The organism is Flavobacterium aquiphilum (assembly GCF_027111335.1).
GTDB classification, from domain to species: domain Bacteria; phylum Bacteroidota; class Bacteroidia; order Flavobacteriales; family Flavobacteriaceae; genus Flavobacterium; species Flavobacterium aquiphilum.
The window spans coordinates 1,356,558-1,381,526 of the sequence record NZ_CP114288.1; the positions used below are offsets into that span (position 1 = coordinate 1,356,558).

Sequence of the window (24,969 nt, forward strand, 5' to 3'; positions counted from 1 at the left end):
TCTTACAAAATATCAAAAGAATTTTTGTTTATTGAGTATTTTTCTCACTTACTTGAGCTTATATTAAAACAAAAAAAAGACACCTCCCCAGCATCTTCTCATTTCTTCTTCCTACTCCTCCAACTATCATTATACCCAGAAAATAAATAAAGATGGGGGAGGGTGCCCTTACTTCTGTACTCAGGTGTAATGACTACATAGAATTCATTTTTTATCAAGGCAATTTCTTTCTTCTTCTTCTTAAGTCTTTGGAGTGACTTCTTAATGGCTTCATCTGACTGTTCAAATTGGTTTCGTACTTCTTGTAATGAAAATGCATACCTTTCATTGGAACGCAGTTCGTTAATAAAGTCTTCTAGATAACCGTATTGCCTTATCATTTAAGTTTATGTTTATTAAAAGGGATACTTTTCATCCCCTTTTGCAGATGTAAACTTAATTATTGTTTTAGTTCAGCAAATTTTTTGAGCGTCTTTTTTCATCTTTTTGTTCTAGTTTTTCAGTTATATTTATAAAAATGACTGCTAATGGATTAATAGAACTTCCCTCATAGAACCATTATGGTAAGTGTATAAAATAGTCGCGTTGCAAACGCTTTATTTAGTTTATGGTAGAAGAAAGTAGGTACTCGTTGCAAACGAGCACCAGAGGGAGCTACGGCTATGCAATGATTTTTATCCTTGTCTTGAAGAAAAATGACTTCGCATCTTTAGAGCCATTATGGTAAGTTTATAAAATAGTCGCGTTGCAAACGCTTTATTTAGTTCATGGTAGGAGAAAGTAGGTACTCGTTGCAAATGAGCACCCAATGTCATTAAGTTAAGAGTTTTTTTGTCATTTCGACGCAGGAGAAATCTCACTAGCTTATCACATTATGTGATTTCTCCCGCTGGTCGAAATGACACAGTAACGACCAAATCATTCTTAACTTAATGATATTGAACGAGCACCAGAGGGGTCCAACAGTATTTTTAATAATTTCTATTAAATCATCGTGATTGGAAATTTTTTGCATTGGATTATTATTTATAAAACCATAAATATAATTTGATGTCCAATTTGAAGGTTTATGATATTTGTTATTATTAATTTCTTCAATAGATTTTTCAAATTGAGAGCTCAATTTTTCATTCTCTTTTAATTCACTCTCTTTTTTTACTTTGGTTTTGAAAAAGTCAAAAATTCCCATATTAGTTGATTATTGGTTTACTATTTCTGCTAACGTCAGTCTGTGAAAAAACTTCCGTTTCTATTTGATCAAATATAGCAAAAAAGTTCCTTAAAAATATGAATTTTCGTATTTTTAAGAATGCAACATATCTCAGGAATTTCTCGTCACCAAATGCGTATTTCCAGTTTGGAAGACGCTATAGCTTTAGATAACCAAGTGCGATTTATAGAAGCATTTGTAACGTTTGTGGATATCTCCAGACTTGGTTTTTCTGTACAGACGATCAAAAATGAAGGCCGTCCGAGCTTTAACACCAAAGTGTTCCTTAAAACCTATCTGTACGGCTATCTCAACGGAATAAGAAGCTCCAGAAAATTAGAAAAAGAATCCTTCAGAAATATTGAAATGCAATGACTTTTGGAAGGCATTCGCCCAAACTACCACAGCATCTCAGATTTTAGAAAAGACAATCCCGTTGCCTTGAAAAAACTATTCAAATTATTTGTCTCCTTTTTGAAAGCTTTCCATTCCTTATCGAAAACATTTCAATTGTTAGACTGCTTTAATTTAGTCCTAAAGTTTTAATTGTAAAAATACAGGGCTATGAAACGTTCGATTTACCTCCACTATTTTATCACCTCGGTTTGCTATCTTCATGTATTGGTTTTTACTTACGCGGCCGCGAGCAAACTTTTCGATTATCAGAATTTTCAAATCCAACTCAGCCAGTCGCCACTCATTAGTGCTTTTGTTGTCTATGTTTCATGGTCTGTTCCGTTATTGGAACTGTTAATCTCGGCACTTCTAATATTTCCAAAAACAAGAACAATTGGGTTGTATGCCTGTTACTTTTTTATGGTAATGTTTACGGCCTATATTTTTATAATTCTCAATTACAGTTCCTTTGTTCCATGCTCCTGTGGAGGGATATTGGAAAAAATGAATTGGACAGAGCATTTGATCTTTAATTCGGTACTTGTAATCTTAGCTCTGATTGCTCTTTATTTGGGAATACCTGAATCAGCAGAAAACGGAAGGAGAACCAAAATTATCAGGTTTGGTTCATTATCTCTAATTATTACAATGCTTGGTGTTGGTATTGTTATCATACTTTTTTTATTGTCAGAGAATATAGTTCATTATCACAACACTCTGGTAAGACGTTTTCCACACACACCAATTGAAAAGAAAATGAATTTGGATCTTGGAGTCAATTCTTATTATATCGCTGGTGTAGGTCAGAATGCCATTTATTTAGGTAATACAACGGCACCTCTTCTTATTACCGTAGTGAATGACAAAATGGAAATTATCGAGAGAAAAAGAATAGAACTCAATCAGTATAATTTTGTTTTTCATGGCTTAAGAATAAATGTGAAACCTCCTTATTTTTTTGTGACCGATGGAACAGTCCCTGTTATTTACAAAGGCATTATTTCCAATTGGAAAGCCAGGGTGGTAAAACAAGGAGGTGAATATTTTGCTGCAGCAGAGGCAATGGATTCGGTGTCGCTGGTGCTGCGGACGCATAGTTCCATTACAGGGGAAAGCATTCTGGGAACAATCAATACCACAACCGATAAAACTTCACTGAATCCACAACTCCTTGTAAAACAATTTGACGGCGTTTTTGACCTGGATGGGCAGCTGCATTACAATGAAGAGTTACGACAGGTCATTTATCTGTATGCATATAGAAACCAATATACGCAGGCTGACCTCAACTTAAAATTGCTAAAACGGGGAAAGACTATTGATACTATTTCTAAAGCCAAACTGGAAGTGGTAAAAGTAAAAAACAACCATGTCCGAAAACTAGCCAAACCGCCTTTGTTCGTCAACAAGTCAAGTGCCACATCTGGGCATATCCTCTTTGTGAATTCAGCTGTACCGGGTAAATATGAAAAGGATGCGCTTTGGAAATCAGCCAGCATTATCGATGTCTATAACCTTAAGGACAACAGTTATCTGTATACGTTTTGTATCTACGATATAGCAGGAAGAAAAATGCGAAGTTTTATCATCAATGGGGATAATTTGTATGCATTAATCGGCAGTTATCTGTTTCATAGTAAACTGAACCGAAAGAGAATGAAACAATATGAACAGTAAAGTTGGGGAACCAGCAACCATCTATTGGCCAAATAGCAGGACAAGATCGAAAACCTGTAACAGAGTAGATCACAAACCAAATTTTTATTATTATGAAAACTAATTTTTTTAATTACGCGATTCCGATGGCAATAGCCATTATCGGATTAACGAGTGCAGCAAGCACAAGTTCCATCACAAAGTCTGAATTAGCTCCAGTTATGGGATGGAGACAGATTGAAAATGAGAGTACCTGCGAACCGGTACAGGAATGTTCCAACTCTGGAACTTTTGATTGTACGGCTCCCGACAACACCCAACTGTATGCAGGTTCAGAGTCATCATGCCTTGTTCCTTTGAAAAGAAATACAGAGGACTAATTTTCAAAAATTGAAAATGGAAGATGCCGCTAAAAAACGGCATCTTTTTTTAATCTTCAGTTGGTATCATCCAGTCCTTAATAGGACCGTTTTTCAGATAGCGGTCAAACCATTGCTGGATGCGGAGCGTGAGGTCTTCCTGACTTTTAGTATTGTTAATATTATGTCCTTCATCGTTATAGCGAAGGAGTACCTCTTCTTTACCTAGCCTGCGTAAAGCAAAATAGAATTCCTGACCTTGCAGGGCATTCACATGACGGTCTTCTTTGCCTACCCATCCCAGCACCGGAGTTGTCACTTTTTGTGCCAACAGTACCGGTGAATTGTCCAGATAGGCATTCATATCTTCAAACAAAGATTTTCCAATGCGCAACTGATCGTATTCGGCTCGATAGAAATCCGGAATGTTAAGGGTTGGTCCCAAATAAAGGGAAGCACTGACCAAATCAGTCCAGCCATTGCCGGCAACTACGGTGGCAAAACGGTTTGTTTGCGTTGCAATTAAATAAGATTCATAGCCTCCGAAGGAATGCCCATTTAAACCAATCTTTGAATTGTCTACATCTCCTTTTGCTACAACGGCATCGACCGCAGCCAGTACACTTCCCGTTACCGATTCGGCCAGCGTACCAAAGGTATAAGTGATATCGGGTAGCAGTACAAAATAACCTTGAGCCAGGAGATGGGGGATGTTAAACCCATCGCTGGTATGCACACTTGGTTTAATGTAATAATGAAAAAACTGTGACTCCTTTTCGTAGATGTGGACAATCATAGGATATTTTTCCCCCTTTTTGTATCCAGGTGGGCTGTACAATATCCCTGAAAGCTTCTTTCCCTGATACTCATATTTGACGAGCGATGCTTTTCCCCACAGGTATTCTTTATGCAGGGGGTTGCTTTCCATGATCATTTTTTCAGCTCCCTTTTCCTGTGTTAGCATGATAGTGTGGGGGCGGTCAAACCGTTGTTCCAAAAAGACAAATTGGCCAAGTGATGTTCTGGCAATTTGGTCTACTCTTTTTTCTCCCCAGACCATCTTTCTTAATCCTTTTTTGTTTTCCCACCAGTAAAATCCCGAAAGACCCCGTGTTACATCCCTTACGGAAAGGATCAGACCCTTTTCAAGATTTAGTGGAAGGAGATTCTTCAAAAGATGGAATCTTGGTCCTGTCTCATATAGTGGTTTGGCAATACGGAAAACCTGCTGTTTTTCCCTTCCGTGGGTAATTCGGACAGCAGCTTTTGTTCTTAGGTCAATCTGCCACAAATCAAATTCGTCATAGATTAGAAGGTAACGGTTATCCTGGCTCCAACCTGCAATACCCCAAGGAGAAACGTCATTGGGCATGTTACTATCGTGATTATAAAGCGGTGCACTGTTTTCCGTCATCAGACTGCTACGGCTTTTATTTTCGACATTGTAAAGCCATAATTGTCCTTCCTGAAAATAAGAAAGAAATCTTCCATCGGGTGAGGGTGACGGTAAATAATCAGCAGCTATTTTTTTTGCGACTTGCCACTTTTCATTCGTGTCAAGATTGACGGCATAAAGATCAACTGGGCCGTGCATTTGGGTATGCGGTTCATAGGCGGAGGGGTTATAGATAAAAGCATGGGAGTAGGTACCGTTTAAAAATAAGGAAGGGTTTTCCCGGTCCGTTATTTGTTTTATGGTGTCATTTTCAACATCCCATACGGCTATTTTATCAATAGTATTGTAGCTGCCCATAACTTTTTTTCGATCTAAAAAACGTTTGTCTTTGGTATTCCAAATTTCAACAATCTTTTGATCTTCATTTTCCTTTTGTACAGGTTCGGAAATGCAAAAGAATATTTTATTTCCGTTATCACTAATAAGCATACTGCGATATTCCTTAAAAGAAATTGTCATTTTTGATAATGCCGGTGCCGAACTTTGAAAAGGGCATTCTTTCAGGATACGTTTACTGATGTTATAGCTGTAAAGTTTTACACTGTCTTTTTCCTTTAAAAGAAAAGCGATGGTATTGTTTTTCCATGCAAACCCCGATACATTTCCGGTGTTTTTCTCCAGCATTTTGACCGCTTTACCGGGCGGACCCATGTCCATTAAGGTAACCGTCATTTTGTTGTTGGATTGACTGCTGTATACGATTTGATGCCCGTTGTCCGACAGTTCAAAAGTTTCAATATCCTTTTCCTCTTTCATTTGTGTTCCCTGAAGATTTTCTATCGAAAGACTTTTGAGTTTAGTATCTGTCTTTTTTGCCACTACCAGATAGTTTCTGTCGGCACTATATCGGAATCCGGTAACTCCCGTAATTTCCCTGCGCTGTCCATTTTCAAGGTCCTGCAATGTGAGCGTTTCCTTGTTTTGGGTGACAAACATATTGCCCAGAAAGTAGCCTTGACGGTTTCCGGGAAAGTAATAAGATTTATCAGAGATCAACGATTTTACATGTAAGGTATCATTTTTGGATTCATACATCAACAAGTAACTAATCCATTTTCCATTAGGGGATACATTCCGGATCAGGGTTTCGTTCCAGAAGCCATATTTAGAAGGGTCAAGCGGTTTTAAGGATTCCTGCGCCTTTAGCGGATTCAGATACAGGCATAACAATAGAAAGGCTAGTCGGAAAGGGTGCCTTAAATGCCTTTGGAACTTAAAATAGATAAAATTAGTAGCCATCATTTTGTGGAGCGAGATTAGGGTTTAGAGAAAGTTCAGATTCGGGTATAGGCAGGAGCTTGTCACTTGTGTTCCAACCCGGTTTTGTTTTTTGTAGTGTCTCGTCTAGTTTCTGCATCCTTTTAAGATCAAAGAAGCGGTGACCAAACTCGCAGAAAAATTCAAGTCTTCTTTGTTTGATGATTTCATCGATAAGCGCAGATTGCGTGGAGGCAGCTGTATTGGAAAGCCCTGCATAATTTCGGATCACATTGATATCTTGTTGGGAACCTATAAAATCACCTTGCATAGCCCTTGCTTCGGCGCGGATCAGGTAGAGTTCCGCAAGGCGCAAAACGATCGAATACTCTACTGATGTTCCTGTACTGGTACTTTGTTTGTATTTATAGGCATGGTACCAGGAATTGGTTCCAGTTGTCACCTTTCTGATCCAGTTTAGCTTTCTGAGATCATTGGCATCAAAACTAGAGACGAATCCGTTGGTCAATGCAAAAGAGGGAGGAGGCCCGGTTTGAAAGATGAAGAGGCTTCCCTCACGGGTATTGGCACCGGCTGCTGAAGGCATAAACTGCCAGATAGTAGAAGGACTGTCTTTTAGAAAAACTTTTATGATGTCTGTAGGCATGCGGTAAAGGCTACTTTGAATAATGACAGCGGAAGCTTCTTCAGAGGCCTGATCCCACTGCTGCAGATAGAGAAGTACCCTTGCCAATAGTGCTTTGGCTGCCCATTTATTCGGACGCACGCGTTCGGTTGTAGGGTAGTCAGCCGTCATCAATAGTGATGCTTCAGTAAGGTCATCTTTGATATTCTGGTAAACGGCCTGTACTGACATTCGCTTTACGGCTTTGTTTTGTAGGTAATCGGTCTGGGTAATATAGGGAATGTCTCCAAAGAGATTGACAAGGTAAAAATGAACCAAAGCCCTGATGAATAAAGCTTCACCAATGATTTTATCACGATCGGAATGGCTTAAGACAGTGGAATGGGTAACTCCTTCTATAACCGCATTGGCAGCATAGATTTGCGTATAGCTTCGTGACCATAGCAATGAAACATCCGAGGTGGAGGGAAGTAGTCCATTGTTGAAAAAAGAAGCATTTCCACTGGCAGGAATGCCATAGAAATCAAGTTCGTCGCAATACAACCCAAGCTGACAGCTAACACCCGACGGGTAGCCGGTAAGAACTCCGTTATCCCTTAGATTACTGTAAATTTCAGTTAGGGCAGCAGTTGCGGTTGCCTTATCTTCGAATACATCATCGGCATTAAGTTGAGAAGAAGGAAGGTCAACCTGTGTGAAACTGTCACAGGATAAAAAAAGAAACAATACTCCCAAAACGGGTATCACCCTCCTGTAATGGACAGGGGATATTACTATGCAATAGTTGTTGATTTTTATTTTCATGATCATTTTTTTAACATTAGAAAGCTATTTGAAGACTGCTGGTAAAAATTTTGAGTGGTGGCAGATAGCCAGTAGAGGTAAACTCGGGATCAATACCTTTGTAATGGGTGAACGTCAAAAGGTTTTGCCCTTGAAGGCCGACTTTACAAGTGAAGCTTTTTGTCCAATGTTTGGGAACATCATAGTAAAGCGAAATATTCCTCAATCGTATAAAGGAAGCATCTCCTATGGCTGCATCACTTTGAACGAATCGGGTGTAAGCGGTGCTTCTAAGGTTGTTAGAATTACTGTAGCCCTGAATGAATGAAGTATCCCCAGTCTGTTGCCAATGATCCGCTACACGGGTGGGTTGGTTTGACATTGTTCCGGGCATGGTGAATCGGTACATTTCATTGAAATTTTCCTGACGGACAAAATCAAACAGAAAATCAAGAGTAATTGCTTTATAGGTCAGTGTGTTTTGGAATCCACCATAAAACTGAGGGTTAAGATCCTTGATAATTTTTTTGTCATCAACAGCCGAAAAATTGCCATCTTTATTGAAATCAGTAAACGTATAGTTTCCGGTTTGCGGATCTACACCTGTATTTTGATACACTTTTATAATGTTTAACGGTTGCCCGATTACATATTGATTGGCATAGGGTGAACCTGCCAGTCCAGGGAAGGAAAGCAGTTCGTTCTTTGCTTTTGTAATATTAAAACTGCTCGTCCATCTGAAATTTTTGGAAATTATATTTTGTGTATTTAGAGTAAGTTCAATTCCGCTGTTCTGTACTTCCGCGTCAAGATTGGCAGTAAGCTGGGTAAAGCCTGTCGTTCCGGGTAGTGGGATCCCAACCAGCTGGTTTGAAGAACGGTTACGGTACAAACTCAAAGATGTACTAATACGGTCGTTGAGAAAGCCGAGTTCAATAGCGCCTTCTAATTTAGTATTGGATTCCCAGCTAAATTCAGGATTAAACAGCCTGGAAGGAGACAGCCCTTTAACGCCCTGATAGGTATTGCTTGAAACGGTATAAGTATCAATGTACTGATAATCGCCAATCTGATCATTTCCCGTGGTTCCCCAGCTGGCACGAAGTTTACCAAAACTTAAGAATCCCATTTTTTGCATAAAGGCTTCTTTTGAAAAAAGCCATGCTGCGCCAACGGCTCCGAATGTTGCAAATTGTTTGTCGGGACCAAAACGGCTAGAGCCGTCTCTTCTTCCGGTGATATTGAGAATATATTTTTCGTGCCACTTGGCATTTATCCGAAAGAAGGTCGCTTGGTATTTATAAACGGATTGATTGCTTTCCAAAATTCTGTAAATCGATGCAGAAGCTGGGTTTTCAAGCAAGCTGTTGTTTGGGAAGTTTTCTCCATAACTAACGGTTTGTTCACCACTTTGTTGTTGGAAAGTAGTCCCAATAAGTGCATCCAGTTGTACTTTTTCAAACGATTTGTTCCAGCCTAGTTGTGGTTCCAGTATCCAGGAAGTGCGATCTAAAGTATTGTAATATACAGATGAAAACTCACTTCCACGTCCTAAGGACGGGTTAAAGGCAGTTGAAGGCAATAAAGTAATTTGGCTTTGTCTAAGGTCAGTAAAGCCCAGGTTTACTTTGGCGAGAAATGATGGAGTAAAATTATAGGATATAACGCCATTAGTCATCAGATCATTGGTTTTGCTTTCTATAGTTCTAAGTAATTTGGCAAGAGGATTACTAAAAGTGCCGTTTTCCCAGTTGAGTGATCCGTCAGGATTGAACAATGCGGGGGCATTAGGTGCCAGAGTTTGCGCATCCCTAGCCAAGTCGGTAGAAGGAAGGTCACTGTCCTGATAGGTATAGCCAGAAGCAAAAGAGATTTTGAATTTTTGATCTTGTGAAGTATGGTTAAAATTAGCCCGTGTACCCGCTCTGGCCGATTTAAATTCCATTGGAAATACCGTAGTTTCTCGATTGTAACTTCCTGAAATAAGGTATTGCGTTTGTGCAGAACCTCCGGAAATAGAAAGCTGTGCCATATTGTATTCAGCAGTTCCTCCTAAAATTTCTTTTTGCCAGTCGGTGTAACTATTTTGATCCCAAGTACCATTTACATCATAAGCGTTGGTGGGGTATTTTGTTACTCCATCATTCGCAAAAGCTTCTTTTCTCATGGCAAGATAAGTGGGAGTATCCATTAAATTCATGTGGCCGGATACCCTTCCTAGGCCTCCGGTATAGTTTGCAGAAAAAGCTGTTTTTCCTTGCTTTCCTTTTTTGGTGGTGATTAAAACGACCCCATTGGCACCCCTTGAACCATAAATAGCTGTTGCATCGGCATCTTTTAATACTTCGATACTTTGAATATCATCTGGATTGATGTTGTTTAAAGGACTGTTTTGGGCAGGCATATTGGTTGAGGTATAACTGCTCCCAATGCTTTGGGTGGAAAACGGCACTCCGTCGATGATATACATGGGGTTGTTACCATCGCTTCGAAGGCTGTTTTGTCCCCGAATTTTTATTTGAAAGCCGCCACCGGGCATACCAGAGTTTTGTATGACACTAATTCCAGCCATACGTCCCTGCATGGCGGCTAGGACATTGGTTACAGGTTGTTTTTCAATATCTTTTGCAGTCAGGCGGGAAATACTTCCGGTACGCTCGCTTTCTTTAACGGAGTAGTACCCGGCATTAACGCGGACTTCCTGGAGAGTGGTAACGTCTGATTTCAGTACAATATCTATCGTAGTTTGTCCCGCAATTGGGATAGTTCTTTTTTTGTACCCCATAAATGACACCACCAAAGTATCATTTGGGGCTGTAGGTATTGCATAATGCCCGTTGTAATTTGTGATTGCGATAAGGGCAGCATTGTTTTTGACGGTAATGGTAACGCCGGGGAGGGGAGTACTTCCATCGGTGACGGTTCCCTGAACCTGATGCTGTTGTGAAATAGATGGAGATTGCCGCTTGGGATTTCGGGCAAAAGAGGATGAAAAAGACAGCAGTAGGCCGGTTAGAAGCAGGCAATAAAGCGCTTTCCCATCCTTGGATAATGAAAAGTAATTCATAATTTTGGGATTGGTTAGTTAAACAGGTTTTAATTGGCTACGGTCCTCTATACTAGTTTGGCGACATGGTAGAGGGCCATTTTTTATGCATTAAGTAAACGGCTTAATGGTCATAAGAATACTTTATTAGTCTATAAGCAGCAAAAGTTAAGTTCGTTTTTGTTGCGAAACTTAAACAAGAAGAATCACTGCTAAGAACTATAAGTGAGTTTTGGGTAAAAAAATGGCATGGAACTCAGCTTACTGCCTTAGAGGTACTGGTATACCGTTGCAACAATAAGTGAGCCCACGCCAATGACGTGAGCATCGTACTTATCATCTCGTTGCAAAAATTACCAGTTTTCTAAGGCGAGATTCAAAGCGAATGCTTCAAATGTTTTTTATGAAGTATCGCAAAATTATTTTAAAAATCAAATATAAACAAATTTTATATGACTACAAAATTTCATTTTAAAATATTTTTTGTCGTCTAATGAAGTTGTCAATTTGAGTATGACTAGATACAGAAATAAAATTGCATTAAAACATTTAGGAGAAAAAATAAAAGCTCAAAGAATCAAAGCAGGAATGAAGATTGATGATTTGGCTGAAATGACGGGGTTTAGTTATAATACTATTTCCAATATGGAAAATGGATATGAAACATATCTTTCCTATTTCATTGAAGTTTGTTTTGCTTTGAATTGCCATCCAAAAGAAATTATGGATGTAGAATTGGATGTAAAGTCTAGATTTCAATTATCGCCTTCTAGGATTGAAAAATCGAGATTAACAGATAGAATTAATGTTTATATTCAGAATAATTATTTTAAAACGCCTAAGTCAACTAGTGAGGTAGTACAAAAACTGAAAGAAGAATATGATTCAGATTTTGAGTCTAAAAATGTTTCTGTTATATTACTTAGATTTACGAAAGCTAACATTCTAAAGATCATAAAAAAAGGAAATAGAAATTTATATAATTCTAATTCTTAATAAATTATAGAAAAATTAATTAATCGTTTTTTGTTATATGAATTTTATTGAGTAGGCAATTTTAGTTTTATTATATTTGAAATATGGAATGGTATAAAATAATAGGACTAGTTGTTATCTGGATTTTTGGGCTTTATTTGAGAGGAAAATTTTATGAGTTTAGAAAGAGTTATGGCTCGGAGCATAATGATAGCTGGAAGACAAGGAAGAAATGAGAAGATGCTGAGATATAGGCATCTTTTTTTGATTTTTAATTATATTAGTCATGACAAAAGGCTCAGATTATAAAATCCAAGCCTTAACTTTTTAATTTATTCTTTCGGTGGTAAATAAAAAAACTTTGAACCCTGTTCATTTCCAAGTCTTATATGTTTTTTTGGGAAAAACTTTTGATATGTCTATTTTTGGAAGACTTTTTGTAAAATTGAAGCCAATCTAATGCCCGCTTTTTGAATTTGTGATTCAATAGTCTTTGCACTAGTAATTATATACTCTTCCTTTATTTTTGCTCCTCCAGTATTGTAAATAGGATCGAGTAGGCTTCGAGATTCTTTGGACCAGGCTATAACATCAATTGTTTGCAAGTTATTAATTTCTTTGGGTGAAAATTTATTTGCGTTTAAGCAGTTTTCAAGACTTATGTTTTGATCAAAAATGATTCCTGAATCCCAGAATGCGTGCAGGTTGGAACCCTGTCCTTTGTAGTTTAACTGTACTGTATTTCCTCCTTTATCCGAACCATATCCAACATGTAATGGTTGGTGCAAGTCGCCCACCAAATGAAAAACAATCAGTAGTTTGCTTTTGATTTCCTGTTTGGTTAGATTTTTATTGTTTTGCAGCTCTTTAATCGTCTGATTTAAAATATAAATAATGTTACTTCCTGATTTTTCAACAACTTCTTCCCCCTTTTCAATGTTTGTATAATGATAGGGTTTCATGTAATCATAACTATGATCGTCTTTGATGTTGTCCATCCAATTGGCCGCATCTTCAATAGTCATCCCATCTAAGTATTCCAAAACAATTTTTTTGGTGTTTTTGTCCAGATAATTAAATGCTACTTCGGCAACTAAAGCGTGACCTTTTTTACCCCATGCTAATGCTTCAGTAGGGAAGAGGAATGAAAGAGATAAAAATATGGTAGCTAAGATAAGGTTTTTCATAATTTCCATATTAATTGATTTTTTGTCGAACAAATGTATGACTTTTTTTATTTTTTATAAGGTGAATGTTATGAAATAATAGGACTAGCTATTTTGTGGTTCGTGGACATTAGCAGAGGGAAAGATCTGATGAACTTATAAAAAAAGCGTTTCAAAGAGTGTTGGAAAAATTGGAAGAAATGAAAGATACTGTGAGTTTTTTTTTATCAGTAATTGATTGTTTATAGAAAAAATACTATATATTTGGGAAATATAAAAAAAGCCACAAAGTGCTGACAATATGTAATTTTGAGATATATTGGAGTTCCTTTATTGCAATATAAACTAGTTAGTAACAATATTTCTGGTCTTAGTTAATTAAGAAAAAATCATACCCTTAATTCCAAATATAGATTTTATGGTAATCTCATTTATTAATATGAAAGGTGGTGTCGGAAAAACTACCACGGTTGTAGAGCTAGCAACAATTTTAGTTAAAGAACATAATAAATCAGTTCTGATTATTGATATGGATCCACAAACTAATGCAACATTCTCACTAATGGGAATTGAAGAGTGGGAAAAGATTAAAGATAATGCAACGATTGCAGATGTATTAGGAATGAATAATGGTTTCTCTTCACGTGATAAGGAATATGATATTAATAAAGCAATAGTAAAAAATGTTTGTAAAATCAATGGTCTTGACTTAATTCCGTCCCACATAGAATTAACATTTTTAGATTTGGACTTAAGCGGTCAACCGGGACGTGAAATAATTTTAGAGAATCGATTGAAAAAATGTCTAACAGATTATGATTTCATTCTTATAGATTGTCCACCTAATTTAACATTAGCACCTCAAAATGCCCTGGTAGTAAGTGACTTTATTGTTGTGCCAGTAGTACCAGAGTTTTTCCCATCAATTGGATTGCCACTTTTAGTTAATAGAATTGAACAACTTAAAAAGCGACTTCCAAATTGCGTTGTAGAAATCCTTGGTGTGGTGTTTACTAAAGTAAAAAGAACCACTAATAATCATACCGAGAGAATGGATAGTGTCAGAAAGACATGTGAAGAACTTGGAATTGAAACCTTTCAAACGGTGATTCCCGACACTGTTCGAATAAGCGAAGCAGCGACCCTTAACAAACCGGCATTCATTGTTAACCCAAATTCTGATGGAGTAACATCGTACAAAAGCTTTGCTAATGAGTTAATATTGTTACTTGAAGAAGTTGAAAAAGAATAAAATGTTAGAATTATACATAGACACTATAGAAAAATTGATGAAAGAGCTTTCAGAATATGAAAAGAAAGGTCTTGACACGTCGTCTTTGAGACTTTTTTTGAAAAATTTGAAGACTTTTCAAAAGCTTCAAAAAATTGAAGAAAGCAGGTATGGTCAATTGCTTAGCTTTTCAGAAAAGTTAGGAATTATAAAAACATTTTTAGAAGATAAAAAAGCATTCCCTAGGATAAAAGATGTTATTGAGTTTGCAAATAATGAGTTATCATTAAATTTTGTCGACCAAAAAGAAGCACGTGATGTAACTATCAGAAGAATATTAAATAGAATCGAGGAAACTCCTGAATTGAAAGAGAAAATGAAAATTGCTGTTTTAAACATCAGAAATCAAAAAGTTCATAAAAAATCATATAATAACAAACGTGAACAAGAAAGCGCTGTTAGTTTTTCAAAATGGGCTGAAATTTTAAGAAATTTATGAAAGATAAAATCATAGCAAACGCAAAAGAGGATTTACCTTTATATTTTCAAGATTTTAATACTTTTTGGAATAAGTCGGTAGCTGAAATGACTGATGATGAACTCTACACTACATATCGCTCATCATTAGTTTTTAAAAATTGGAAAGTATCATTAAATAGCATAGATATAAAAAATTTAGATTTAATTTTTGATGAATTATTTGAAGATATCAATGCGTCATTTTTTTTAGCTCTTTTAGGATTATATCGTTCAGCCCATATGCATATGCGCAGCAGTATAGAACTTTCTTTTCAGTTGTTATATTTTTTACATCATCCAATTGAATATAAACTTTGGCTGCAAGGTGACTTTGTTATAAAATTTGACAAACTACAAGAGTATTTTAACAATCATCCAAATTTCGAAACTGATATTAGGCCTTTGATTCAGAACATATTTAAAAACTGGAAGACATTTTCTAAACATATACATGGAGAATCACCAATTTTTTTTCAATGTGAGAAGGATGTTAGAAAAACAAGTTCATTTTCAAGAAAAGATTTTGGCATTTGGAAAAGTAATTTTGAAAAAAATGTTTATTACTTAAATAAACTTTTTTTGCTTTTTTTTAAAAAGGATTTTAATAGAATTCCCGAAGCTAGCAGAAACATACTCACTAGTTTGTTGGAAGAAGATGAAAAGACGATAATGAATGCATAAAACTAGCTTAATAGTGGTAATGGCTGTAACAACTCCTAATATTTTAAAGCTATTTCTAAAAAAGTAAAATTGCAAACCTTTTTTAAAGCGATTTGAAGGAGGTTTGTTTTTTAGTTACAGTACAAAATTGTAAAAACAGATATTTTTAATTTTCATAAGAAATCATAGGCTTTGTATATGGTCTGGGTTTCTTAATTTCATATTGATGTTTTACTTCATTAATTAGGTCTTTATCCTCATAATTAGGTATAACAATTACGTTTACAGTACCATCAATACTAAAATCTCTGGCTAATAGTTTCCATACAATATTAGTCTCGTAGCTCTTCTCATGAGGAGTAATCCACACCTGAAATCCTCGATTATCTTTTTGTATTAAAGGCTTTTCATCACAAAAAACGACTATGCGATTATCAATATCTACCGAAGATTTAATATGATAATGAAGATTTTTTTTCCAGCCAGAATTAATTTTATCTACATAAACAAACTCATCTCCAAAATCAACAATAAACTTCCAATCTTCAATAACACAATTACCTGTGTTAGTAAGCTCAAAACTTAAAAGACAACAGTTCAACATAGTCTTCTTATAACTCGAACCAAATCCATCAACCATTAAATTAAGTACACTTCCAGAAGTTGATCTAGGATTATATTTTGGTGACTGTCCTACTTTATCGGTAATAATACCGCGATTGAATTTTGGATTTAAAATAAGATCACTATTTTCAATTCCATTTATTGAAATACCAAAACCATGTCCTTGATTATAATTGACCGTATTAAGATAATAATCTAAAACCGTTTTTCTTTTTAAGATTTCATCCACAATATCTTCCCAGTAAAACAATAACACCTCAAATAAATCATTTTGCAGGTGCTCTATATTTAAAAGCCTGATATACTCTTCAATTTTAACATCTTTATTCGAAGTAGTAGCAATAATAAAAACTGCTAATTTTGGTTTAAAATTTTTCGCTCTCTCAACTTCGACATTTATTTCTTTTACAGTTAGTTCAGCATTTGTATAGGAATCTTTGCCTTTACATTGTATACCCCAAAAATCAATTTGTCCTTTTGGCACTCCATAAATATCAACGCCATCCTGGGACTGGCCTGATCGTCCATTCTTTTTAATTTTAAGTGGTATTCCCCATAATTGTCCCCACAAGTTTTTACATAAATCCTCAAAATCTTGCCAATACTCAGGCTTAGGCAACTGCTTTTTCATATTGTTTACTTATCCATTTTATTATTATTCAAAAAAAAGCTTTGTCCAACAAAACTATCAAAGTATTCGTTCCCAAAATCATTTTCTATTATCGCGATATCAATGATACCGTCTTTTTTAATAATGCCTTTATCAAACATAGACATCTTATTGTAATTCGATATATTAAAATGATACATAATTTCGTTAATATGATAAACATAAGTAGTATTACCGTTATCTTTTAATCGTCTTGGCTGAATAATAGATTGAATAGGTTTTGTTTCATTATTTGCAATCTTAATCAAAATAACTTCAAATTCATCCTCTGCTCCTGCATCATTATCCAAAATCATTTTTCTTAATCGCTCTCCGTAAACAGTACCAAGGTTAACATCTTGAAAAAAGGGATTTTGTGAGAGGTGCGATTTCCAAAGTATCGTAAGAAAAAATAATTTAATTTTTGCGTAATCTAAGTTCTTATATCTAACAAAAGGAACATGTATGGCATCACCGGGAAACGTTTCAGTTTCAATGCTGTCATGGCCATTATATAAATAATTACAAGCGTAACGCTCAAAATTTCCAATAACACCATTATCACATTCAGCACACAAAATGTCACTGTCCTTAAATCCGGTCTGTTGATATGTTACTTTGGTGAAATCCTGAATATTTACATTAGCAAGTTTATGTTTTATACCAAACAGTCCCTTATACATAAAATTAGGGATAATATGTGAATTCTTTATTAATTGCTTATCCTCTAGACAAAGTTGACAAATCATAAACCGTTTGATTTAATATTTTAAAAAAAATTAAAATAAAATTACAAAATAAATTTAATGCTAAATTAAACTAAAAAGTTGTATTTATATATTTTTTTGATAAATTTGCAATGTTAAAGTTGTATTTCGACAATGGTAAGATTACAACATTTTTAAATTGTCTTATCGTGTAGTTATGCAAACACAGTTAAAAGTACAACAAGACGTTAAAGATTTCCTTAACGAGTTTAAGGTTAAAATGAGTATTTATAATGTAGTTTTTAGAGACGATCGAAAAAAGAATACATTATCAATCTTAAGCTTAGACATGCTTCCCGTAGAAAGGAAAGAAATATTAAAAAAATTAGAACTTACAGATTATTGTGAAGGGCCTGTTAAAGACACACTAAATGGCTTGCCCCCCATGTGGGTTTTTGGCAAACATTACAAAGGGAAAGAAATTTATATAAAAATATCAATCGGTTTCGAAAATCTGCCGGTTATATGTATTTCTTTTCATATTGCAGAATTTGCTATATCCTATCCCTTTAAAAACTAAATTATGAAAAATCCATTTACCGGTGAGGAAATGAAACTAATTAGGGAATATGCAACATTACCTTATAGAAAAGACGAATTCGAAATTGTTTATCACGCATATGAAAGTGAAAAAACAAAAGAAAGATTTACAAATGATGAGTTAGATTTAATAAATATTAATCAGGTTCATAATTTGTACAGAGAGAAATACGGGATTCCATTCCCCGAAGAAATTAAAAACATTAGAGAGAAATACGAAGTTTCGGCAAAAAAAATGTCTGAGATACTAGGTTTAGGTTCAAATGCATATAGATTATACGAAAGCGGTGAAATTCCTTCCGTATCTATCGGACGATTAATTGCATCAATCAAGGAAGCTGATGAATTCCGCAAACAAATTGAGTTTAGTACTCATTTATTAAAAGAAAATGAATATCAAAAATTATTAAAAAATGTAGAACATTTAATTGATGTTGAAAGAAACGCTTGGAAAAAAATATTTGAAGACAATTGTGCATACAAGACAATTGACGATAACTCAGGATTTAAACTATTAGATTTTGATAAAATTGCAAATGTTTTGAGTTTTTTCAAATCAAGAGGTTTAGAATTATTTAAAACCAAGGTTAATAAATTACTTTTTTATACTGATTTTTTAAATTATCAAAGATTTGGAACCTCAATGATGGGGATTACATACAGAGCAATTCCTTTTGGACCAGTACCTGTAGAATATGAAAAAATATTTCGTCAATTGTGTGATGAAGATATAATTGATATCGAACAATTCCAGATTGATCACAATTATGTTGAACGCTTTATTCCAAACATTCAGTTCAATTCTGAATTATTTAACGAAATTGAATTAAAAGTTTTAGAAGATATTGCAAAAAAATTCAAGAATAAAAACACTACTGAAATTGTAAATACAAGCCATAAAGAACCCGCTTGGATTGACAATCACGATAATAGAAATATAATAAGTTACAAGAAATATGCTTTTGATTTAAAAGCTTTCAATAATTAGTATAAAATAAAAGAGGCCTTGCGAGCCCCTTTTTAAGAAAACTAATTCTGTTTTTAGGATAAAATACGAATTACATTTTCATCTTAGTCGATACAAATGTAATATAAGGATTCGAAACTCCAATTCAATCCCTATATATTTCTTCATATTTTTTCCTAAAAACAACATTTATTAATTAATCGCTACAACCGCAGTTAGATGTTGATTAGGGTAATGAATATGCCATTCCCATCAAAAAAGAAAAGATAAAAACTAAAAGTCCAGACCGGTTTTTACTTGCATATTTTAGGACATTTTTTTAAATATTTAAATTATTAAAAATGGGAATGACTGTTGGAGCAATTTTAGTCTCTTATGACATCAACAGATTGCATATTGAAGTAAAAAACGCAATGAAAGCGTTAGGTTATACGGATAATTGGCATTATGGAACAGGAAAGACATATCAATTACCAAACACAACTTTGTGGAAAAACAACATATCCTCTAACCAAGCAATCAGTGATTTAAAAAGCATATGTGCAAGATTTAATGTGCTACTTGAAAAAGCTGTGGCAGTAAATGCTACCGAATTTGTAGGTGTTTAATTAAAAACCAAGAAATATGTTTGATTTAGGAAAACAAAAAATTGAAGTAAAATGCAATTGTGGAAGAAAACATAGTGTCACATTACAAGACGTTTCTAATAGAAAAAATATCAAATGTGGATGCGGGATAACTATTCAATTAACTGATAGCGGAGGTTCCGTTAGCAAAAGTATCTCTGATATTAATAAAAGTATGGGAAACCTTGAAAAATCGCTAAAGCGATTGGGTAAATAAAAAAACCGAAGCATAACGGAATCAGGCTTCGGCGGGTTAAAATTTTTATTCGACCAAAAATTTATCCTGCAAATATACTATAATAGTTTGTATTACTGATTTCCTTGGGTTTAATTTACGACACCTCAGTATTAAATAGTTCGTAGTTCCAAATTTAGTAAGCGATGGCAACAAATGGGAAACCAGGTGACGGGCACAGAAATGGCGCCGTGACCAACAGGAGTCAGGTTTATAATCCAAAAACTGAGCAGTGGGTAAAGAGAGACAATACCACTGGAAGATTTATGGATGTAAAGCAAGACGGTACTCCTTTTAAAGGAGTTACCAAGAAGTAACCCCGATTATATTCTGGGATTGAAATTAGCCAGTTTTATTAGTAGAACTGGTTAATTTTATTTAAAATTATTATAAGCCATAAAAAAAAATATTTACAAGCCATGACGTCAAAGATACAACACACTGCCTTACTATTTTTTTACCTGTTTTACAAAAGGTTATTACTTTCAATATAGTACACACAGTGTTGGACAGCATTCAATTTGATTTTAATGTTATTATAATCCTAATAATCCTATTATCAATAATATATCTTCTGACGCTGTTCTTTTTATGTATAGCTCTTTTCAAATGGATTCGCTTTGACTTTACATTAAGAAAGTTAACTCCCTGCTTAATTAGTGCAATAGCACTTTTTTGCCTTGATTATTTCATAAAAACAAGTATAAATTACAAAATTAAAACTATTATAAACAAGATTAAGAATATCCCGATCGCGCGAAATTGCATTCCGTGCGCATTACAATAATCATGGACTTTCCCCTCTGGCTCGTTTGCAACGAGTACCTACTTTCTTTTGTTTATGAACTAGAGCGTTTACAACGCGGTTAAATCACAGCTTCTCAAAGCCTGCTCAAAGACTTGGATAGAGTATGAGATATTTACCATTAATTTCATTTTATCTGATCAATAAAAAAATTAACAGACATCCCTGTCTTATTTTTAAAAGCATTGGCAAAACTCGGAGCATTTTTGAAACCGGATTCTTCCGCCAAAGCATTGTTGGAATACTTTCTTAATTTGGGATCCTCTTCGAGCTTTTTTATAATATAAGATATTCTTAAATCGCTCATATAGTCTGGATAGGAGAGACCTTTGTGAAAATTGATGATTTGTGATAGGTATTTGTAGTTTGTATTAAAACTTGTTGCCAGCTTTTCAATTTTCAAATCTTTTTTTAGGAATCCCAGGTTGGTTTCAAATTTCACGAGTTTTGTTAAAAGTTCTTCTTCTAGTTCCTGCGGGATATTAGGGCGTTGTATTTTGCTGGAACCAAGAGTATCCTCTTTAGGGTCGTTTTTTTTAAAAAGTTCAAAATGGCGCTTAGAGTTTGTAAGTTTTCTGTTTTTGTACAGCAGATAGATTGAAGCAGGCAGAAGAAATAGGACAATAACAAACAGACCTATCTTCATGGCTTTTTCATTTTTGGCCTCATCCTTGATTTTTTTGGTTTCATCAATAAGTTTTACCGTGTCATATTCTTTAGTAATTTTGGTAGAAAGATACTTGGAATTTGTTTCGATGATTTTGTCTGCTTCCAGCAGTTTGGTCATATACAATAGCACAGAATCATTGTCGCTTTTGCCTTTGTAATAATCGATGATCATCTCATAGTTTTTGCGCAAATCTGGTCTGATATATTTTTTGTCGCTGAATATTTGATCTACTTTTAGAAGATAAGGAAAGGCTAATTCTCTTTTGCCGGTATCCCAGTAAATAGATGCTATGTAAAAATAGGCTACAGAAAGGTTAGCTAAGTCTTTTTGCTTAATTAATTCTGGTATCGAACTTTTTAGTTTTGTTAATCCATCTTTATATGATTTTCTAAAGTAATCATTTATGCCTGCAGAATGATTGAGGTAGGGGATCATTGAAAAATCTTGATACTTCTTACTTTTATCTATTGCCAGTTTATTCGTTTCAGCCGAAGCCTGATAATTTCCAATTCTCGTATAACAGAGCGTTAGTGAATGAAGACAATTTATATACGCCCTTGGATTTTTGGTCTGGAAAAAATCAGAACATTTTAAAAAAAGGGATATCGCTTCATTGTAAAAACCGAGATAATATTTGACATGGGCAATATTGTATTGAGTTTTAAATTTAAGATAATCATTGTTAGTGGAAACAATAAGTTTATTTGCTGTCAAATAGCAGTCTAATGCTTTGTTATGCTCCTTTTCGCTGTAGTATATTATGCCCTTTGTGAGGATAGCGGAGCCAATTTCTTCATTGTTCTTAGTAAGTTCTGCTACAGCAATCATGCTGTCGGCATAGATAAGTCTTTGGCTGTATTCAACTTCATAGATATAGTTTTTATATCCAGTGATAATTTCGGTTAAGTTATTCTCTTTTTTAGCCTTTGTTAAGTAAGCTTCCAGATAAGGATAAACATTTTTCTTGCTTTTATATTGATCAATTTTATCATAAAGAGAATTATAATCCATTTGTAAAAGATCACGATGCTGCTGGGAAAAAATAAAGGAAAACTTGATAAGCGTCAAAATGCATAATAGGGAGCTTCGTCTGTTAATCATTTGGCAGGTTTTTTTTGAGGAGATTAATAGGTTTATAGCAGAATTGTGAGGGCATACAATTTTTAGGCTTATAAATATAAGTAAACAATTGATATTGTAAGCTTTTTATAGACAAAATAGTCTGTTTGTTTCCAGAATTCAATATGTTCTTTTCCGGAAAGGATCTTACTATCGTTTGTGAGCATTGATGGGAGTGTCTATGTTTGCTACGAATTCACGAGCAGGGTTGGATAATTTGCCAATCCAGGTTCACTAATCCGGGTTAATGGGCTGAGTAAAAAAATAGTAAACAAAACCTATTGACAAAATGAAAAAATTATCCTTTTTAGTGCTGCTTTTTATTGCTGCAGCATGCTCTACTGAATCTTATGAAGAAGATAGCGCTTTACAAAATAATGTTTCGAAGAAAAGTATTCCATCCAGTATCGGGACATCTGATACATCGAATTTTTCTTCAGCTATTTCAAAGTTTGATATTAGTAATGAAGGGCAAAAACTTTTGATATCTTCTATCAATGAAATATTGCGTTTAAAGCAGGAGGGGGCCTCCTATGAAGAAGTTCATGCCTATATGGTAGAGTTTCAGACTAAAGTAATGGCATCAAATATTTCGTCCAAAGAGAAAGAAATCTTACTTCCGTCACTATCTTTATTACAATATGATACATACGCCAGCACTGAGGCTGATGATGGAGGCAGAAAGGACAGAGACTGGGAGTTGTCTGTTGGTACATTTAAGGTTACAAGTTTCGGCACATCAGAGAACTTTTCAAATACAACTCTAAATTCAGAATCTTTCCCCGCCACGGAGTAATTTGTAATTGATGGAAACGGCTAGGGAAATTGTTCAGTATCTAATAATGAGAGAAAAAAAGGAAAAAGTCCTTAGCCGGATTCATGTCTCCAATGCTGAAACTTTCAGTATAATATTTCCCTTTAATTTAAAAGGAGAGCTGCGATATGTACTAGTTATGCATGGAAATAAACGTATTGGCGAACTGCAGAACAATATTGAGACAACCTCAGTAATGGATCATAAAATTTACCTTCTGCAAATCAATAACAACTTTATTTTGACATTTCATCCTTTACTTTTACAATTGCTTTCTGGCTTTTTTTTGGCTGAATGTAACACTGATGAGTCTGTATTTTTTGAAAAGATACTTAGAAAGCTTGATCAACAATATAAGAAGGGAAAGAACAACCTGATATCCCGATTCTACCTTAGTATTTTTTTGCACTGTTTAAACGAAATCTTAATTCGTGGGAAACCTTTTATGTGTAGGGAAGAAATTTTGGCCAGGGATTTTTTAAAAATTCTTCAAACAGAAAATAATTCCATTCGCCGGGTTCAGTATTATGCCAATAAACTTTTTGTAAGCAGAAGATATCTTACTAAAGCAGTAAGTAATACATTTGGGCGAACTCCTAAAGAGTTGATAACTATAAGGGTAGTTGATGAAGCCAAGAAGTTATTGAAGACACAACTTTCCATTTATGAAATTTCAGAACACCTTAAGTTTGAAAGTTCTGCTTCTTTTACCGTCTTTTTTAAGAAGCATACTCAATGTACTCCGTCTGAATATCGTCAAAAGATCCAAGATAGTTAAACAAAATGATACAGTAGTATCCATTGGAATGGTTGGATTCTTTGATATAGATTACTTCATAGACAAAACAAAAAAATAAAACAACCCACTTTTCGATCCCTTCTCTGTCTTACTCCCCTCCTTCGGAGGGGTTGGGGGAGGAAAGAGGGACTGGAGGTGAGGTTTAAAAAAGAAAAACATGTATAAAAAAACAATTGAAGAATTTAATCTTTCTTGCAATGAACTATTAGAATCAAACGAATCAATGCAAAACAAGGCCAGTAATGGAATTGTTTTATGCAATAAGACATTAACGAGCCTAAAAGATTTAGTAGATAAAAAAGATTTTAATACCGTTCCGGAAGAAATTGATTTTTTCAAGAACATAAAACCCATCCCTATGAGTTTTTTAATTTATTTTACTGAAGTACGTTCCTGTGAAGTAAGAATGCCCAAAGCGGGAAACACCTATAAAGTTCAGTTTCTTCAAAAAGAATTGCGTAAAATAAATAAGTTCTTTTATAAAAATGCCGATTTTGTGCATTACATGGAGCAAGGATACAGTTATTTGGATCACCAATTCTTTACCAGAAACCATCGCGATAATTTTCCATTCACACCGATGACCGATTACTATCAGTTTCCGGAATTTTCGACTTCACAAGATATGCTTTGGGCAAAAGTAAAAGCGATGTACCGATTTATTCATTACATCCGCCAAGCACTAAAACGACTAAAAGTGGATGATTCCGAAATCTTTGAAGAGAAAAAACACAAGGTATTGGTGTGGACAGGGCCAAAAACAGCCTTAACAGAATTAATATATGCTTTGTTTTCAAACGGAACAATTAATCACGGTGCGGCAGACATCAATATGATAACGGCATCCTTTGAAGATTTTTTCAATATTAAACTGGATAACATCTATAAAACCTACACCGAAATCAAAGCCCGAAAAAGCAGTAAGACAAAATTTTTGGAAGAATTAACCCTTAATTTACAGCAAAAAATGGCCAGGGAAGATTTAGGCTAAAAAGCGTAACTACGAAAACTAGAAGCAGCAATTCCGGATTGAAAAGGATTGCTGTTTTTTTTT

General features: G+C 34.8%; 22 protein-coding genes. 15 read left to right on the forward strand and 7 right to left on the reverse strand.

What is annotated here, in order from left to right; all coding sequences use genetic code 11:
• Positions 1–1,309 precede the first annotated feature (1,309 nt).
• The 3 genes from OZP12_RS05600 (at position 1,310) to OZP12_RS05610 (ending at position 3,642) form a co-directional block, all read left to right on the forward strand.
• Positions 1,310–1,585 carry a transposase gene (locus tag OZP12_RS05600; protein ID WP_281228062.1) on the forward strand — a complete coding sequence of 92 codons (276 nt, stop codon included), beginning with the start codon at positions 1,310–1,312 and terminating at the stop codon, positions 1,583–1,585.
• A 189-nt stretch (positions 1,586–1,774) separates the two neighbouring features.
• The gene (locus OZP12_RS05605) at positions 1,775–3,283 is read left to right on the forward strand and encodes a MauE/DoxX family redox-associated membrane protein (RefSeq protein WP_281228063.1); all 1,509 of its coding nucleotides are present in this window, start codon (positions 1,775–1,777) and stop codon (positions 3,281–3,283) included.
• Positions 3,284–3,375: 92 nt separating this feature from the next.
• The gene (locus OZP12_RS05610) at positions 3,376–3,642 is read left to right on the forward strand and encodes a DUF6520 family protein (RefSeq protein ID WP_281228064.1); all 267 of its coding nucleotides are present in this window, start codon (positions 3,376–3,378) and stop codon (positions 3,640–3,642) included.
• 49 nt (positions 3,643–3,691) lie between these two features.
• Here OZP12_RS05610 and OZP12_RS05615 read toward each other — a convergent pair whose 3' ends face one another.
• Genes OZP12_RS05615 through OZP12_RS05625 form a run of 3 tightly spaced genes read right to left on the reverse strand, consistent with a single transcriptional unit; the run spans position 3,692 to position 10,770 of the window.
• On the reverse strand, positions 3,692–6,319 hold the full coding sequence (locus OZP12_RS05615; protein ID WP_281228065.1) for a S9 family peptidase: 2,628 nt from the start codon (positions 6,317–6,319) through the stop codon (positions 3,692–3,694).
• Entirely contained in the window at positions 6,306–7,724 is a 1,419-nt protein-coding gene (locus tag OZP12_RS05620) for a RagB/SusD family nutrient uptake outer membrane protein (protein ID WP_281228066.1), read from the reverse strand. The genes OZP12_RS05615 and OZP12_RS05620 overlap by 14 nt, the downstream gene beginning before the upstream one ends.
• A gap of 16 nt (positions 7,725–7,740) precedes the next feature.
• Complete coding sequence (locus OZP12_RS05625) at positions 7,741–10,770, reverse strand: SusC/RagA family TonB-linked outer membrane protein (RefSeq protein WP_281228067.1); 3,030 nt, start codon at positions 10,768–10,770, stop codon at positions 7,741–7,743.
• A gap of 492 nt (positions 10,771–11,262) precedes the next feature.
• Between OZP12_RS05625 and OZP12_RS05630 the strand changes: the two genes are divergently transcribed.
• Entirely contained in the window at positions 11,263–11,745 is a 483-nt protein-coding gene (locus OZP12_RS05630; protein ID WP_281228068.1) for a helix-turn-helix domain-containing protein, read from the forward strand.
• Positions 11,746–12,143: 398 nt separating this feature from the next.
• Here OZP12_RS05630 and OZP12_RS05635 read toward each other — a convergent pair whose 3' ends face one another.
• Entirely contained in the window at positions 12,144–12,911 is a 768-nt protein-coding gene (locus OZP12_RS05635; protein WP_281228069.1) for a S1/P1 nuclease, read from the reverse strand.
• A gap of 397 nt (positions 12,912–13,308) precedes the next feature.
• Here OZP12_RS05635 and OZP12_RS05640 point away from each other — a divergent pair, with 397 nt between their 5' ends.
• The 3 genes from OZP12_RS05640 to OZP12_RS05650 are packed head-to-tail and all read left to right on the forward strand — an operon-like array spanning position 13,309 to position 15,321.
• Positions 13,309–14,142 (forward strand): ParA family protein, encoded by an 834-nt coding sequence (locus OZP12_RS05640; protein ID WP_281228070.1) that lies wholly within the window; start codon positions 13,309–13,311, stop codon positions 14,140–14,142.
• A gap of 1 nt (position 14,143) precedes the next feature.
• Positions 14,144–14,620 (forward strand): hypothetical protein, encoded by a 477-nt coding sequence (locus OZP12_RS05645; RefSeq protein ID WP_281228071.1) that lies wholly within the window; start codon positions 14,144–14,146, stop codon positions 14,618–14,620.
• The gene (locus tag OZP12_RS05650; RefSeq protein WP_281228073.1) at positions 14,617–15,321 is read left to right on the forward strand and encodes a hypothetical protein; all 705 of its coding nucleotides are present in this window, start codon (positions 14,617–14,619) and stop codon (positions 15,319–15,321) included. The genes OZP12_RS05645 and OZP12_RS05650 overlap by 4 nt, the downstream gene beginning before the upstream one ends.
• A gap of 145 nt (positions 15,322–15,466) precedes the next feature.
• Here the strand turns inward: OZP12_RS05650 and OZP12_RS05655 are convergent, their stop codons facing one another.
• Both OZP12_RS05655 and OZP12_RS05660 read right to left on the reverse strand, forming a co-directional pair.
• The gene (locus OZP12_RS05655) at positions 15,467–16,555 is read right to left on the reverse strand and encodes a hypothetical protein (protein WP_281228074.1); all 1,089 of its coding nucleotides are present in this window, start codon (positions 16,553–16,555) and stop codon (positions 15,467–15,469) included.
• Between the two features lie 5 nt (positions 16,556–16,560).
• Positions 16,561–17,256: a hypothetical protein gene (locus OZP12_RS05660; protein ID WP_281228075.1), complete on the reverse strand. Its 696-nt coding sequence runs from the start codon at positions 17,254–17,256 to the stop codon at positions 16,561–16,563.
• Between the two features lie 241 nt (positions 17,257–17,497).
• Here OZP12_RS05660 and OZP12_RS05665 point away from each other — a divergent pair, with 241 nt between their 5' ends.
• From OZP12_RS05665 to OZP12_RS05685, 5 genes are all read left to right on the forward strand, one after another.
• On the forward strand, positions 17,498–17,860 hold the full coding sequence (locus tag OZP12_RS05665; RefSeq protein ID WP_281228076.1) for a hypothetical protein: 363 nt from the start codon (positions 17,498–17,500) through the stop codon (positions 17,858–17,860).
• A gap of 3 nt (positions 17,861–17,863) precedes the next feature.
• Positions 17,864–18,868: a type II toxin-antitoxin system antitoxin SocA domain-containing protein gene (locus tag OZP12_RS05670; protein WP_281228077.1), complete on the forward strand. Its 1,005-nt coding sequence runs from the start codon at positions 17,864–17,866 to the stop codon at positions 18,866–18,868.
• 320 nt (positions 18,869–19,188) lie between these two features.
• The gene (locus tag OZP12_RS05675) at positions 19,189–19,455 is read left to right on the forward strand and encodes a hypothetical protein (RefSeq protein ID WP_281228078.1); all 267 of its coding nucleotides are present in this window, start codon (positions 19,189–19,191) and stop codon (positions 19,453–19,455) included.
• A gap of 16 nt (positions 19,456–19,471) precedes the next feature.
• Entirely contained in the window at positions 19,472–19,690 is a 219-nt protein-coding gene (locus OZP12_RS05680; protein WP_281228079.1) for a hypothetical protein, read from the forward strand.
• A 164-nt stretch (positions 19,691–19,854) separates the two neighbouring features.
• Positions 19,855–20,025, forward strand: coding sequence for a hypothetical protein (locus OZP12_RS05685; RefSeq protein ID WP_281228081.1), 171 nt, complete (start codon positions 19,855–19,857; stop codon positions 20,023–20,025).
• Positions 20,026–20,640: 615 nt separating this feature from the next.
• On the opposite strand, the gene OZP12_RS05690 is transcribed toward OZP12_RS05685, so the two are convergent.
• Positions 20,641–22,194 carry an AraC family transcriptional regulator gene (locus OZP12_RS05690; RefSeq protein WP_281228082.1) on the reverse strand — a complete coding sequence of 518 codons (1,554 nt, stop codon included), beginning with the start codon at positions 22,192–22,194 and terminating at the stop codon, positions 20,641–20,643.
• A gap of 397 nt (positions 22,195–22,591) precedes the next feature.
• Between OZP12_RS05690 and OZP12_RS05695 the strand changes: the two genes are divergently transcribed.
• The 3 genes from OZP12_RS05695 to OZP12_RS05705 all read left to right on the forward strand — a co-directional run bounded on the left by OZP12_RS05695 (position 22,592) and on the right by OZP12_RS05705 (position 24,906).
• Positions 22,592–23,098 carry a hypothetical protein gene (locus tag OZP12_RS05695; RefSeq protein ID WP_281228083.1) on the forward strand — a complete coding sequence of 169 codons (507 nt, stop codon included), beginning with the start codon at positions 22,592–22,594 and terminating at the stop codon, positions 23,096–23,098.
• Between the two features lie 46 nt (positions 23,099–23,144).
• Positions 23,145–23,894 (forward strand): helix-turn-helix domain-containing protein, encoded by a 750-nt coding sequence (locus OZP12_RS05700; protein ID WP_281228084.1) that lies wholly within the window; start codon positions 23,145–23,147, stop codon positions 23,892–23,894.
• Between the two features lie 178 nt (positions 23,895–24,072).
• Entirely contained in the window at positions 24,073–24,906 is an 834-nt protein-coding gene (locus OZP12_RS05705) for an RteC domain-containing protein (protein WP_281228085.1), read from the forward strand.
• Positions 24,907–24,969 lie beyond the last annotated feature (63 nt).